The organism is Demequina zhanjiangensis (assembly GCF_030418315.1).
Lineage (GTDB): Bacteria > Actinomycetota > Actinomycetes > Actinomycetales > Demequinaceae > Demequina > Demequina zhanjiangensis.
On the sequence record NZ_JAUHPV010000006.1, the window covers coordinates 134,242 to 147,617 of the forward strand.

Genomic DNA, 13,376 nt, shown 5'->3' on the forward strand with positions numbered 1-13,376 from the left:
CCGCACCGCTCACGAACCACCGCGCGCCCATCTTTTGACGCGCGCAAACCGCAGTCCTAGCGTCGAGGAAGAGCGCATGTCATCGGCGACGTGCATCCGGCATGGCGCCCGCTCTCGCAGGGGAAGAAGCAGCTCATGGAACACGGGACTGTGGTGCAGGTCATCGAGGTGCACCGTGACGGTCGGGCCGTCGTCGAGATCGACGGCAAGCGGCAGGAGGTGCTGGAGATGACGGTGTCGGATGACGACATCACGCCAGGCGACTGGGTGATCGTCCGCGCCGGATTCGTGCTGGAGAGGCTCACGGACGACGAGATCGCCGAACTCAAGAAGCAGCACAAGCAGGTCGTCTAGGCCTGTCAGAAGCGGGGTTCCGCCACGGCCGACGCGCGGGCGTCAGCGCTCCCGCGTCGGCCACTCCGGGGGCGGAGCGTGCGCCGATGCCGTCAATCTGTGCGTGGCGTGTGACGAGCGTCACACCGAGGCCCTATGCTTCATGGAAGCAGTAGCGACGACACGCAGTGCCGGTCTGAGGGGGCCAACGTGATTCAGGTGAGCGGAAGCAGCGATCCGGCGGCATGGCGCGCCGCCGTGGATGCGCATCCGACGGATCCGTCCATGAGGCTCGGCCTGGCACGCACGCTCGTGTCCCAGTCCGCCAAGGTGACCTGCGCAGGCGGCGATGGGGCGGAGCTTCTCGCGGAGTGCGCCTTCACCCTGTGCGGGATCGGCGACCTGGAAGGTCTGACCGACGGCGAGGCGATGCTGTTCGCCGGCACCGCCGCAGGTTGCGCGAGCGGACTTCTCTCGGCAGGTCGTCCGCGGCTCGCGCTCGGCGTCCTCACTCCCGCCGCCCACCTGCTCGACGCGCGCTCCGACCTGGCGGGCACCATCACGCCGCAGGCCAAGCCCGCGCTCCCCGGAGCGGATCCCGCGGCCGAGGTGGACCGCGCCGCCCGAGCCAAGGCGCTCGTCGAAGAGGCGCGCACTGACGAGTCGAACCGACGCTTCCCGAACTACGCGCCCCGCAACCCCGAGGACGTCGCCCCCGGCGAGGTCTTCGAGACGCCGTGGCCGCTCCCACCCGTCTCGTGGCACTACCTGCGCGCCTCGATCGGCGTCGCCATGGGGTGCAGCCGCGCCGCCGTCGGCGAGAAGGACAAGGCGCTCGAGGACCTGAGCGAGGCCATGCTGGTCGCCTTCGCCGGCGCCCCCTACGACTACGCCCGCACGGTCAGCCTCTCCGCGACCATCGGCCGCCGCATGGAGCAGATCATGCGCACCGGCAAGCCCCAGGGGCGGCCCGCTTCGCGCTGACTCCCTGCATATCAGGGCATATACCGTCACAAACGGACTTGGACGCGACAATTCGGGTGTGGCGTATTTCACGCGCCTGCCCTAATGTTGGCACTCTGAGACACGTCCGGGGGCGGGGTGTCTCCTGGAGGGTGGGTCCAATGCAGTACAGCAGAGGTCTGCGCAGCCCTGCGGCCTGGAGGGCCGCACTGGAGCGCCAGCCGACCGACATCGCAGTCCGACTCGGGCTCGCGCAAGCGTTGATCGCGTACGCCATGCAGGCCGTCGCGGACGGCGAGGACGAGCTTGCGCTGCTGGGCGAATGCGCCGAGACTCTCGCGCTCATCGACGAGGCCGACGACCTGGATGGGTGCGACACCCTCCTCTACGCCTCGACCGCAGGTCGCTGCGCGTCGGCGCTGACGGAGGCCGGTCGCCCGCGCCTCGCGCTCAGCGTGCTGGCCCCGGCGGTCCACGCGCTCGACAGCTGGGCCGACCGTGCGAGCATCGTCGGCTGCCCGTGCAAGTTCGCTGCGGAGCCCACCTTCAAGGACGACGGCGTGACGGGCCACGCGCCCCGGCCGGACTTCCAGCCGGTCAGCTGGGAGGACACCGCCCCGGGCGAGCTGTTCGAGCGGCCTTGGCCGCTGCCCGCGGTCTCGTGGCACTACCTGCGGGCCACCCTCGGCGCCGCGAAGGGGCTCGCGCTGGTGTGCATCGGCAGCATCGAGCCTGCGATCGACGCGCTCAGCGAGGCGGCGCTCCTCGCGCTCGAGGGTGCGCCCTTCGACTACACGCGCACCGCCGACCTGTCGGTGCTGATCGGTGGACGGCTCTCGGCGCTGCTCGAGGACCCGATCTCCGAGATCGAGTAGCCCACCTCACCAGGCACGATCCTTATCCCCGGGTCCTTGGTCCCGGGTGTCGAATAGCGACAGTCCTAGCCTCGCAGTGAGAGGCATGTCATGGGCGACATCCGGATCCTTCAGCCATCCGGCCTCGACTCCCTCATCGGTGTGCTGCACGAGCGCGGCTACCGGGTTGTCGGGCCGACCCTCCGGGGCGATGCGATCGTCACCGGCGAGATCCGTGCGGCCTCAGACCTCCCGCAGGGCGTCGGCGACCTGCAGGACGCCAAGACCTACCGCCTCCACGAGCGCGGGGATCAGGCCTACTTCGGCTTCGCCGCCCCCGCCCAGTCGAGCAAGCCGGTCTTCTTCCCCGCGGAGGAGGTCGTCTGGCGCGGCCGACGCGACCACGACAACGACGGCCACTTCACCGTGGAGCGCGATGCCGTCGACGAGCCGCCTGTCGCCCTGCTGGGCGTGAGGTCGTGCGACCTGAGGGCCGTCCAGATCCACGACCAGGTCCTCGCGGGCCGCAGCCACATCGACGCGCACTACGTGGGCCGACGCGACGGCACGTTCGTGGTCGCCGTCGCCTGCTCGGACCCCGCGGCGAGCTGCTTCTGCGCCTCCATGGGCACGGGCCCTCGTCCCGCGGAGAACGACCCGCAGACGGGCGCGCCGTCGTACGACCTGCTGCTCACCGAGGTCCTCGCCGACGGCGACCACCGCTTCATCCTGGAGGTCGGCACGGACAGGGGAGCGGACGTCGTCGCCGCGCTCGCCGCCTCCGGCGCCCCCGTCACCCGCGGGACCGACGCCGACCAGGCCGACGCGATCGCCGTCACCGACGCCGCAGCCGCGTTGCAGACCCGCGTCGTGGACACCGCACACGTGCACGACGTGCTGCGCGCCTCCGCCGAATCGCCCCGCTGGGAGGACGTCGCGAGCCGCTGCCTGGCCTGCACCAACTGCACGCTCGTATGTCCCACCTGCTTCTGCACCACAGTGCAGGACGTCTCCGACCTCACCGGCGACAGCGCCGAGAGGCATCGCGTCTGGGACTCGTGCTTCTCCGAGAGCTTCAGCTACATCCACGGCGGGCCCACCCGGGAGTCCACGAAGGCCCGCTACCGCCAATGGATCACCCACAAGCTGTCGTCGTGGGAGGACCAGTTCGGCATGCTCGGCTGCGTGGGATGCGGCCGCTGCATCACGTGGTGCCCTGCGGGCATCGACATCACGGAGGAGGCCGCCGCGCTCGGACGCATGAGCGGCCTCGCCACCCCAGCCGCCACCACCTAGGGAGCGGGCATGAGCACCGCTGCAGCCGAGACGCGGATCGCCGGAGCCGACGACCCGATGGTGCCGCGCCGCTACGCGATCACCCGCGTCAGGCAGGACACCCGCGACACGTTCACCCTGCTGCTCGACCCCGTCGACGGCGACCCGCTCACCTTCAAGGCCGGCCAGTTCACCATGCTCCACGCGTTCGGGGTGGGGGAGGTGCCCATCTCCATCTCGGGCGACCCACGGAATCCGGCGCCGCTCGAGCACACGATCCGCAATGTCGGCGCCGTGACGCGGGCGTTGGTCAACGCGCACCCCGGCACAGAGATCGGGGTGCGAGGCCCCTTCGGCACCTCGTGGGACGCGGCCGACGCGGCGGGCCACGACGTCGTCTTCGTCACCGGCGGTATCGGGCTGGCACCATTGCGCCCCGCGATCCTGGACGTGCTCGCCGAGCGTGACCGCTACGGCAAGGTCCTGCTCCTGTACGGCTCCCGCACCCCGGACGACATCCTCTACGGCGACGAGATGCGCCGCTGGGCCGACCTCAATGACGTCAACGTGCAGATGACGGTGGACAACGCGCCGTACGGATACCAGGGCAAGGTTGGCTTCGTCACCGAGCTCATCACGCGCGCAGGCTTCGACCCGCGCCGCGCGTGGGCCTTCGTATGCGGGCCCGAGGTGATGATGCGCTCCGCCGCGTCCGCGCTTGCGGGCCGCGGGCTCCCCGCGCACCGCATCCGTCTGTCCATGGAGCGCTCCATGAAGTGCGGCATCGGCCTGTGCGGCCACTGCCAGCTGCGCGACCTGTTCATCTGCGTGGACGGTCCCGTGCTCGACTACGCGCGGCTCGAGCCGCTCATGAACGTGAGGGAGCTCTGATCATGACCGCCACCGCACCGCACGGCCTGGCCGAGCCACACGGCGTCACCGAAGAGCAAGCCCAAACGCACTCCCACGCGCACGGCGAGGAGGTGCCCCCTGCGTCGGCCCGACCCAAGCTCGCCGTGTGGAAGTTCGCGTCCTGCGACGGCTGCCAGTTGAGCCTGCTGAACTGCGAGGACGAGCTGCTCAGCATCGCCGAGGCCGTCCACATCGCCTACTTCCCCGAGGCGACCCGCGCCGTGGTGGAAGGGCCATACGCGCTCTCGCTCGTGGAAGGCTCGATCACCACGCCCGACGACGTGCGCCGCATCCACGAGATCCGCGCCCAGTCCGGGGTGCTCGTGACGATCGGCGCGTGCGCGACCGCGGGCGGCATCCAGGCGCTGCGCAACTGGGCCGACGTGGACGAGTACCGCTCCGTCGTCTACGCCCACCCCGAGTACCTGCGCACGCTCGATACCTCCACGCCGATCGCGAGCCACGTGGATGTCGACTACGAGCTGCGTGGCTGCCCGGTGGACAAGAAGCAGCTGATCGAGGTGCTCGCTGCGTTCTTGAACGGCCGCAAGCCGCGCATCCCCACCTACTCGGTGTGCGTCGAATGCAAGCTCAAGGGCAATGTGTGCGTGCCCGTCGCCACCGGCCAGCCCTGCCTGGGCCCCGTGACGCAGGCGGGCTGCGGCGCGCTCTGCCCCTCGTACGGGCGTGGCTGCTACGGATGCTTCGGCCCGCAGGACAGCGCCAACACCGAGTCCCTGACCAGGCAGCTGGTCGAGCTCGGCATGCCGGCCGACGACATCGTCCGCGTCTACCGCACCTTCAACGCAGGCGCGCCCGCCTTCGCCGCCGCGTCCGACGCCGTGGCGGCCGACGCGCGCGATCGCGCCGCGCAGGAGAGGGGGCCGGAATGACCCACCAGCTGAAGGACGGCGGCCAGGTCCTCAACGTCGGCATGCTCGCCCGCGTCGAGGGCGAAGGCGGCATGCACATCGAGATCAAGGACCGCCAGGTCGTGGACGTGAAGCTCAACATCTTCGAGCCGCCACGCTTCTACGAGGGCTTCCTGCGCGGCCGCAAGTACACCGAGCCGCCCGACATCACCGCGCGCATCTGCGGCATCTGCCCGGTCGCGTACCAGTCGGCGTCCACCGAGGCGATGGAGACCATCTGCCGGATCGAGACGACGCCCGAGATCCAGCTGATGCGCCGCCTGCTCTACTGCGGCGAGTGGATCGAGTCCCACGCCCTGCACATCTTCATGCTTCACGCACCCGACTTCCTGGGCTACGAGTCAGTGCTCGAGATGGCCAAGGACTACCCGGACGTCGTGCAGATGGCGCTGCGCCTCAAGAAGGCGGGCAACGACCTCATGGAGCTGGTGGGCGGTCGTGCCATCCACCCCGTCAACGTGAAGGTCGGAGGCTTCTACAGGATGCCGACCGTCGCCGAGCTCGAAGCCCTCCGTCCCGATCTGGCCAGGGGCGTTGAGGACTCGCTCGCGGCGGTCGAGCTCGTCGCCGGGTTCGACTTCCCGGACATGGAGCAGGACTACACCTACGTGTCTTTGCGGCACCCCGACTGGTATCCGCTTGAACGCGGCACCGAGATCGTCGCCACCTCCGGCGTCCGCTTCCCGGTCGCCGAGATCCCGCAGCACATCGAGGAGTTCCATGTGGAGCACTCGAACGCCCTGCACGCACGGTTCGACGGCGCCACCTACTTCGTGGGTCCGCTCGCCCGGTACAGCCTCAACTTCGACCAGCTCACGCCCCGCTGCCAGGAGGCCGCGGTCAAGGCCGAGCTGGGGGAGACGTGCCGCAACCCCTTCAAGTCCATCATCGTCCGCACGATCGAGCTCGCCTACGCCTTCGAGGAGGCCGTGCGGATCATCGACCAGTGGCGCGACGGGCATCCACCTTCCGTGCCCGTCGCGCCACGAGCCGGCGAGGGCGTCGGCGCCTCCGAGGCGCCCCGCGGCACTATCTGGCACCGCTACAGGATCGACGACGACGGGGTCATCCAGGACGCGCAGATCGTCCCGCCCACCTCCCAGAACCAGGCGAGCATCGAGGCCGACCTTCGGCTCGCCGCGCAGCAGTGGGTGGACCTCGACGACCACTCCTTGACGCACCGGTGCGAGGAGGCGATCCGCAACTACGACCCCTGCATCTCGTGCGCGACCCACTTCCTCGACCTGCGCGTCGTCCGCGACGGCGCAGGGAAGCCCGCCGACGCCGGAGCCGGGTCATGAACGCCGCGCGGGAGGCCTCGCTCGTGATCGGCCTCGGGCAGCCCGACCGCGGGGACGACGCCGTCGGCCCCGTCGTCGCCGCACGGCTGCGCGACCTGGTGGGGGACAGCGTCGTCGTGCTCACCCGCGAGGACCCGACCGCGCTCGTGCAGACGTGGGACGGCTACCGCGTCGCCGTCGTCATCGATTCCGTCCTCACCGGCGCCGAACCCGGCACCCTCACCATCCGCCAGGCAGGCGCCGCCGCCGAACCCCTGCCCACCCACGCCTTCACCGCCGCAGGCAGGGGAGGAAGCCACGCCTTCGGAGTCGCCGGCGCCGTCGAGCTGTCCCGCACGCTCGGCACCCTCCCCGAACAGCTCGCCATCGTCGGCGTCGAGGCCGCCAGCTTCGATCACGGCCCCATGACCGACCCCGTGATCGCCGCCATCGACGACGCCGTCGCCACCGTCGTGGCCACACTCGCCCGCGGCATCAGCGCCCTCACCGAGAGCGAGGCCGGCTCATGTGCCTAGGGAGCATCGGACAGATCGTCGCCGTGCACGACGGGGGAGAGGCCCTCGTCGACGCCGACGGCCGACGCCAGCGCGCCCTCAACCTCACCCCCGGCCAGGTGCCGCTCGTCGCCGGCGACTGGGTGGTCGTCCACTCCGGCTTCGTCCTCGGCACCCTCACCGAACCTGAGGCGCTCGACGCCCTCAGCATCCGCGCCCACCACGACCCGCCGCGTCACGGCCTCGCACCCGTGCCCGACCCCATGCCCCAGGAGGTGCAGCCATGAACCCCACCCGCACCCGCGGCCTCGCGCTCGCGGCCGCCACGGCCTGCATCTCAGGCGTCGCCATCTGGGTGAACTCGAACGGCGTCGCGGCCTACGGCGACGCCGCCGCCTACACCACCGCGAAGAACACGATGGCGGCAGCGATCATCGCGGCTGTGTTCGTCGCCGCCCGGAGCCTGAGCGGCGCAACGTCCGTGTCGGTCACGCGCCCGTCGAGGTCCTCCCACTGGTGGAGCCTCGCCTACGTCGCCGTGCTCGGCGGCGCCGTGCCGTTCGTGCTGTTCTTCCAGGGTCTCGCCTCGACCACCTCCACCCAGGCGTCGTTCGTGCACAAGACCCTGATCGTGTGGGTCGCGATCCTCGCCGTGCCACTGCTCAAGGAGAGGCTGACGTGGTGGCACGGCGTCGCGGTCGCGCTCCTGCTCGTCGGCCAGTGGGGGCTCGCGGGTGACGTCGCGCTCGTCGCCGATCCGGGCACGCTGATGATCCTTGGCGCGACGCTCCTGTGGGCCGTCGAGGTGGTCGTCGCGCGCCGCCTGCTCGCCGACGTGACCCCCTGGACCGTGTCGCTCGTCCGCATGGTGGGAGGGTCGCTCGCCCTGCTCGGCTGGGCCGCCGCCACCGGATCGCTTGCGGCCGTCGTCCCGCACGGTGCCGCGCAGTGGGGGTGGGTGGCGCTCACGGGCCTGCTGCTCGCCGGCTACGTGCTCACCTGGCATCAGGCACTGTGGCGCGCGCCCGCCGTGGACGTCACCGCCGTGCTCGTGCTCGGCGCGATCGTGACCGCCGCGCTCGCGGGCGCGTTCGACGGCACATCTCTCGCCGCCCAGGCGCCGTGGCTCGCGCTTCTCGCCGTGGGCGGGGGACTGATGTGGGTGGCGCCCCGTCGCTCCGAGGCGGAGCGCCGGTCGGCCCACAGGAGCCACGTCGGCACATGACCGCGACCGCGGCCCCGACCGCCGTCGACGCCCCCGAGCTCGACGGCGCGATCCTCTTCGGCCGCTACGCCTTTCCCCCGAACGAGCGCGGCTACTGCGGGCCCGATCGTGCCGACGAGCTGCTCGAACGGGTCAGCGTCGGCGCGTCTGGTCGAGCCCTTGAGGAGGTGGCCCGCGGGTTCGACGGGGCCTGGCCCTACCTCGAGGTCATCGGCGAATCCTTGGGCCGCGCGCCGCTGGACCCGCTCGTGGTCCGCACCTACTGGCTCGGGGGCCCACTGCTCGTCCGCTGCGGCGGGCGACGGTTCGCGAGCTCGCTCGAGTCGAGATTCCGGCCGCGTCTGACGCGACTCGACTTCGAGCGGCTCGCGGACGCGGTCGCCCACGGCGCCACGCCTCACCACAGCTTCCACGTGTTCGGCGTCTACCCGTGGGTGGGACTGCTACGCGGGGGGACGGTCGACGCGCCGCTCGAAGTGCTCGACCGCTGCCGCATCAGCTGGGGCCGGGTGATGAACGTGTCGGGGGAGACGGCGCATGTCGAGACCCGGCGCCTCACGTGGGATGGCCGACGTCTAGTGCTGGGGTCCGCGCGGGTCGAGCCGATGCGGCTGCGCCGAGGGGAGCTCGTTCTCTCCAGGGCGATCGAGGCGGGCGACTGGGTGTCCCTGCACTGGGACTGGGTGTGCGACAGGCTGACGCGCACCGACCTTGCCGATCTCCAGCGTTCCACCGCGAGGGAGCTCGCGGCGGTCGAATCCTGCGCCTACGCGGCGCCCGCGACCGTGCTCGCGTGAGCGGGAAAGCCGCTCTACTCGGGTGACGGCTTTGACACGACCCGGCTGGAGCCGTCCGCCGACTTCCTGACCTCGAGTTTCGCAGGGATGGCCTCCTTCATCGCCTCGACGTGGGAGATGAGGCCGACGGTGCGGCCCTGATCGCGTAGGTCTTCGAGCGTGGCCATCGCGATCTCGAGCGTGTCCTCGTCGAGCGAGCCGAAGCCTTCGTCGATGAACAGCGTGTCGAGCTGGATGCCACCCGCCTCTGCCGAGACGGTCTCGGCGAGGCCGAGTGCGAGCGAGAGCGACGCGAGGAACGTCTCGCCTCCGGAGAGCGAGCGGGTGGAGCGCGACCTGCCGGTGTGCGCATCGGCGATCGTGAGGGACAGGCCCGTCTCCTTGTTGCGGTACTGCGCCGCGTCGTCGTGCTCGAGCCGGTACTGGCCCGAGGACATGGTCTCGAGCCGTGCGTTGGCTGCGGCGACGATGCGTTCCAGCTTGGACGCGAGCACGAACGACTCGAGGCGGAGCCTGCGGTCGTTCGGCGCCTTCCCCTCGAGCGAGTCGGCGAGCGTCAGGACCACGTCGCGCTCCGCGCGGGCCGCCTCGGTGGAGGCGCCGAGCGTCGCGTACTCGTCGCGCAACGCAGTGAGCTGCTGCGCCTTGCTCGCGGCGGCGGTCGCAGCCTCGACGGCGGCGTCGCGGGCGCTGGCCGCCTCGCGTGCGGTGGACTCAAGAGACTCCAGGTCTGCGGGCTCGTCGGGCAGCTCGCGCGCGGAGAGCTCCTGCACCACGGCCTTCGCGGAGGCGAGGCTCTCGCGATGCGCCTCGACGGTCCGCTCGAGCTCCGCAAGGTCATCCGCGCCTATCTCGGCTTCGGCAGCCTCGTCGACCGACTCGAAGCCGGCCTCCGCGAGGGCATCGCGTAGCGCCAAGCCGGCCCGTTCGGCGGCGGAGGCGGCGTCGGCCGCGGCTCGCGCGGCCGACGCGAGCCGAGTCACGAGCGCGTGCGCCTGGTCGAGGGCGTCCGCATACTCGGCGACCGACTCGTAGCCGTCGGGGCGCTGCGCGGCCAACTGCTCGGCGCCGTCGAGCTCCGTCTTCGCGGTGGTCTCGGTCTGCCGTGCGAGGGTGACTGCGGCGTCTCGCGACTCGATCTCGGTGGTGAGCGCGCGTCGCCGCGCGTCGATCTCCTCAAGCGCGGCCGTCAGCGCGGCGCGCTCCCCGGAAGCGGCGGCTGCGAGGGTGTGCTCGCGTTGGGCACTCTCGAGCGAAGCGGCGGCCTGCTCCGCGGTCGTGTCTCCGGCCTGCTCCCGTGCGGTCGCGAGTCGGCCCTCGACCTCGACTCGGGCGGCGCGTGCGCGATCGAGCGCGGCGTTCTCTGCCTGCACGCGCGCATACGCCGCGTCGACCTGCTCGTCTGTCACGTGGTCGTCGGTGGGCGTGGCGGGCGAGGGGTGCGTGGTCGACCCGCAGACGGGGCAGGGGTCCCCCTCGGAAAGGTCCTGCGCCAGATGGGCGGCCTGGGACGCGAGGCGGCTGCGCACGAGCGCGGCATGCGTGGTCGTGGCGGTGGCGAGGTTCTCGGCCGCGGCGGCCTCACGCGACTGCGCGGGACCGTGCTCCTCGTCGATCGCGGCGAGGCGCCCGTGCGCCGCCACGACCGCCTTCGCCCGGTCGACGGCGGCAGCGAGGTCCTCAAGCCTGACTGCCGTGGCGCTCACGCTGTCGAGCTTCTCCCGCAGGTCCTTCTCCTCGGCGGGGAGAGCCTCAAGCGCAGTCTTCGCTTCGAGCTGGAGCGCGATCGTCTTCGCGAGCGATTCGGCCGCCGACACGACCTTGGCGTGAAGGGTCCCGAGCGAACGTTCCGCCTTGAGCGACTCGTCGAGCGCGCCCCGCAGGCGCACGATCTCCGAGGCGCGCGCGTCGAGGGTCTCGAGCGATGCCTCGGCGATGTCGCTGTCCGGGAGCGCGAGGGTGGCCGAAGGGTCGACTCGGGCTTCAGCGCGCGCGTCGGTGAGCGTCGTCCACGCGGCTTCGACGGCGCGTTCGGCGACTGCGAGCGACTTCCGCGGTCCGGCGACGGGCGCGGCGCGGCGTGCCTGAGTGAGCTGCCGCTCGCGGACGGTGTGCGCGCCGGCATCGGCCTCGAGGTCGCTCAGCGTGGCGCGTGCACGCGCGAGACGGGCGCGCGCCTCCTCCTGTGTGCGCGCCTCGGCAAGGGCGGCTGCCGACTCGTCGGCCGTCTTGGTGGCCTTCGCTCGCGTGGCTGCGGCCGACTCGGAGGCGGCCTCGAGCACCTCCGTCTGGTTCGTGAAGAACTCCTCGCGGCCGCCCGCCGAGGGCGTCTCCGCGTCGACGAGCGTGGCGGCGCGTGCCACCAGCGCGTCGAGCCCCGTGTCAGCGGCCTCGACCTTGGCGCTCGCCGCACGCGCGAGCTCTCGGACGTGCACCTCGAGGTCCTCGAACCGCTGGGTGCCGAACAGCGACCTCAGCAGCGCGCGTCGTTCCGTCGTCTCCGCCTTGAGGAACTCGGCGAAGCGCCCTTGCGCGAGAAGAATGACCTGCAGGAACTGGTCACCCGTGAGGGGGACGGTCGTCGCGATGTGCTCCGCGACCTCGCGCGGCATGGTGGCGATCGGCTCAGGCTCGCCGTCGCCGAGCACGTAGAGCGACGCCGACGCCTTCTCCATCGTGGTTCCGCCGCCACGCTTCTTGGCGCGCGGGAACGCGGGGGAACGGACCACGCGGTAGCGGATGCCGTGAAGCTCGTAGTCGAGGCTGACGACCGTCGGATCGTCGTCGGCGCAGAAGTGGCTCCGCACGGACTTGTCGGTGCCGTCGTAGCGGGGCACCTTGTCGTACAGCGCGAAGCAGATCGCGTCGAGGATGGTGCTCTTGCCGGCGCCGGTCCGGCCCGAGATGACGAAGAGGCCCTCCGCGTCGAACTGCGTGAAGTCGATGGACTGGGCGGAACGGAACGGCCCGAAGCCCTCCATCTCGAGGCTGAGGATCCTCACCGCGCCGACTCCTTGGCGTCCATGGCGTCGAGCGCGGCGTGCAGCACCGCACGCTCGGCCTCCGTGGGGCCCTGCCCGTTGCGGACGAACGCGAGGAACTCGTCGACCACCTCCGCGTCCGACCGTCCTTCGACGCGCGCCGCGTACGACGCCTCGCCCACGTCCTGCCGGTGCGCGGGCCGGTGAGTGAGCGTCACCGCATGCGGGTAACGCGTCTGCAGGCGTCGCATCGCCTCGCGCGGCAGCTGGTCATCGGTCAGCACGACGTCCACCCAGGCGTCCACTGCGTCGGGGTGCGCGTCCTCGGCGAGCAGCTCGTCGAGCGTCCCCTCGATCCTGACCGCCGGACGCGGCGTGGGCAGGTCGAGCCACTCGACCTGGCCGAGCCCCGCCTCACCCAGCTCGACGAGCCACGCGCCCTTCGCGCTCGACCTCTCGCCGAAGCTGAACCGCAGCGGGGCGCCGCTGTAGCGCACCCGCTCCGTCAACGTCTGCCGACCGTGGATGTGGCCCAGCGCCACGTAGTCGACGCCGTCGAACACCTCAAGAGGCGCGATGTTCAGCCCGCCACGCGTGATGTCGCGCTCCTCGGCTCGGCCGCTGTCCTCCGTGGTCGGTTCCACCCCGGAGGCGAAGCAATGGCTCGCGACCACGGTGCGCAGGACCGCCGCACCCTCCCGGCGACGGGACGCGTCGGCTCTCACCTGGTCCATCGCGAACCTGAGCGCCTGCTCATGGGTGCTGCCAGTGAAGTCCTCGAAGGCGGATCGAAGGAACTCGGGATGGAGGTACGGAAGCCCGTAGACGGCCACCGGACCGTGAGCATCGGCGAACATCACGGGTTCCGCCAGGCGAGCGACGTCGGCCTTCACATGCACGCCGCCGAACGACGCGAACTCGGCCATGTGGCCCAGCCTCGCAGGCCCGTCATGGTTGCCCGACGTGAGCACGACCTGCGCGCCCGCCTCCCGGATCGCCGCGACCGCACGGTTGAGCATGCCGAACGCCTCCGCCTTGGGGGTCGACGAGTCGAACACGTCGCCCGCCACGATCACCGCGTCCACGGACCGCTCGCGCACCAGGTCGGCCAACGCGGCCAGCACGCTCTCCAGATGCGCATCGGTGCTGTGGCCGTGGAACGTGCGTCCCAGATGCCAGTCGGAGGTGTGGAGCAGCCGCATGTGACGAGGCTATCGGGCGGGTCGGACACGCGAGCAGCGCCCTCACCAGTGGTGGCAGGTGAGCATCATGTGACAGAAGTGGCGCGGTTGACGAAACTTTGTGGTCA

General features: G+C 71.1%; 13 protein-coding genes. 11 read left to right on the forward strand and 2 right to left on the reverse strand.

The features are described from left to right. Positions 1 to 135 precede the first annotated feature (135 nt). From QQX04_RS10780 to QQX04_RS10830, 11 genes are all read left to right on the forward strand, one after another. Positions 136 to 354 (forward strand): HypC/HybG/HupF family hydrogenase formation chaperone, encoded by a 219-nt coding sequence (locus QQX04_RS10780; protein WP_301129057.1) that lies wholly within the window; start codon positions 136 to 138, stop codon positions 352 to 354. Positions 355 to 543: 189 nt separating this feature from the next. After that, entirely contained in the window at positions 544 to 1,317 is a 774-nt protein-coding gene (locus tag QQX04_RS10785) for a hypothetical protein (protein WP_301129059.1), read from the forward strand. Positions 1,318 to 1,457: 140 nt separating this feature from the next. After that, the gene (locus QQX04_RS10790) at positions 1,458 to 2,171 is read left to right on the forward strand and encodes a hypothetical protein (protein WP_301129061.1); all 714 of its coding nucleotides are present in this window, start codon (positions 1,458 to 1,460) and stop codon (positions 2,169 to 2,171) included. Positions 2,172 to 2,261: 90 nt separating this feature from the next. Beyond that, on the forward strand, positions 2,262 to 3,446 hold the full coding sequence (locus tag QQX04_RS10795) for a 4Fe-4S dicluster domain-containing protein (protein ID WP_301129063.1): 1,185 nt from the start codon (positions 2,262 to 2,264) through the stop codon (positions 3,444 to 3,446). Positions 3,447 to 3,455: 9 nt separating this feature from the next. Further along, positions 3,456 to 4,316 (forward strand): FAD/NAD(P)-binding protein, encoded by an 861-nt coding sequence (locus QQX04_RS10800; protein WP_301129065.1) that lies wholly within the window; start codon positions 3,456 to 3,458, stop codon positions 4,314 to 4,316. Between the two features lie 2 nt (positions 4,317 to 4,318). Then, entirely contained in the window at positions 4,319 to 5,230 is a 912-nt protein-coding gene (locus QQX04_RS10805; protein ID WP_301129067.1) for an NADH-quinone oxidoreductase subunit B family protein, read from the forward strand. Further along, entirely contained in the window at positions 5,227 to 6,570 is a 1,344-nt protein-coding gene (locus QQX04_RS10810; protein WP_301129068.1) for a Ni/Fe hydrogenase subunit alpha, read from the forward strand. The genes QQX04_RS10805 and QQX04_RS10810 overlap by 4 nt, the downstream gene beginning before the upstream one ends. Continuing rightward, positions 6,567 to 7,085, forward strand: a complete 519-nt coding sequence (locus tag QQX04_RS10815; RefSeq protein ID WP_301129070.1) for a hydrogenase maturation protease — start codon at positions 6,567 to 6,569, stop codon at positions 7,083 to 7,085. Before QQX04_RS10810 ends, QQX04_RS10815 begins: the two co-directional genes overlap by 4 nt. Continuing rightward, the gene (locus QQX04_RS10820) at positions 7,076 to 7,351 is read left to right on the forward strand and encodes a HypC/HybG/HupF family hydrogenase formation chaperone (RefSeq protein ID WP_301129071.1); all 276 of its coding nucleotides are present in this window, start codon (positions 7,076 to 7,078) and stop codon (positions 7,349 to 7,351) included. Before QQX04_RS10815 ends, QQX04_RS10820 begins: the two co-directional genes overlap by 10 nt. After that, positions 7,348 to 8,289 carry a DMT family transporter gene (locus QQX04_RS10825; protein WP_301129073.1) on the forward strand — a complete coding sequence of 314 codons (942 nt, stop codon included), beginning with the start codon at positions 7,348 to 7,350 and terminating at the stop codon, positions 8,287 to 8,289. Before QQX04_RS10820 ends, QQX04_RS10825 begins: the two co-directional genes overlap by 4 nt. Next, positions 8,286 to 9,086 carry a DUF6390 family protein gene (locus QQX04_RS10830; RefSeq protein WP_301129075.1) on the forward strand — a complete coding sequence of 267 codons (801 nt, stop codon included), beginning with the start codon at positions 8,286 to 8,288 and terminating at the stop codon, positions 9,084 to 9,086. Before QQX04_RS10825 ends, QQX04_RS10830 begins: the two co-directional genes overlap by 4 nt. A 14-nt stretch (positions 9,087 to 9,100) precedes the next feature. On the opposite strand, the gene QQX04_RS10835 is transcribed toward QQX04_RS10830, so the two are convergent. Next, the gene (locus QQX04_RS10835) at positions 9,101 to 12,088 is read right to left on the reverse strand and encodes an AAA family ATPase (RefSeq protein WP_301129077.1); all 2,988 of its coding nucleotides are present in this window, start codon (positions 12,086 to 12,088) and stop codon (positions 9,101 to 9,103) included. Then, positions 12,085 to 13,269 (reverse strand): exonuclease SbcCD subunit D, encoded by a 1,185-nt coding sequence (locus QQX04_RS10840; RefSeq protein WP_301129079.1) that lies wholly within the window; start codon positions 13,267 to 13,269, stop codon positions 12,085 to 12,087. The genes QQX04_RS10835 and QQX04_RS10840 overlap by 4 nt, the downstream gene beginning before the upstream one ends. Positions 13,270 to 13,376: the final 107 nt, after the last annotated feature.

Coding starts and splice junctions, on each gene's coding strand:
- QQX04_RS10830 (WP_301129075.1), top strand. CDS start 8,286: ATGACCGCGACCGCGGCCCCGACCGCCGTCGACGCCCCCGAGCTCGAC.
- QQX04_RS10790 (WP_301129061.1), top strand. CDS start 1,458: ATGCAGTACAGCAGAGGTCTGCGCAGCCCTGCGGCCTGGAGGGCCGCA.
- QQX04_RS10800 (WP_301129065.1), top strand. CDS start 3,456: ATGAGCACCGCTGCAGCCGAGACGCGGATCGCCGGAGCCGACGACCCG.
- QQX04_RS10810 (WP_301129068.1), top strand. CDS start 5,227: ATGACCCACCAGCTGAAGGACGGCGGCCAGGTCCTCAACGTCGGCATG.
- QQX04_RS10820 (WP_301129071.1), top strand. CDS start 7,076: ATGTGCCTAGGGAGCATCGGACAGATCGTCGCCGTGCACGACGGGGGA.
- QQX04_RS10780 (WP_301129057.1), top strand. CDS start 136: ATGGAACACGGGACTGTGGTGCAGGTCATCGAGGTGCACCGTGACGGT.
- QQX04_RS10840 (WP_301129079.1), bottom strand. CDS start 13,269: ATGCGGCTGCTCCACACCTCCGACTGGCATCTGGGACGCACGTTCCAC.
- QQX04_RS10805 (WP_301129067.1), top strand. CDS start 4,319: ATGACCGCCACCGCACCGCACGGCCTGGCCGAGCCACACGGCGTCACC.
- QQX04_RS10825 (WP_301129073.1), top strand. CDS start 7,348: ATGAACCCCACCCGCACCCGCGGCCTCGCGCTCGCGGCCGCCACGGCC.
- QQX04_RS10815 (WP_301129070.1), top strand. CDS start 6,567: ATGAACGCCGCGCGGGAGGCCTCGCTCGTGATCGGCCTCGGGCAGCCC.
- QQX04_RS10795 (WP_301129063.1), top strand. CDS start 2,262: ATGGGCGACATCCGGATCCTTCAGCCATCCGGCCTCGACTCCCTCATC.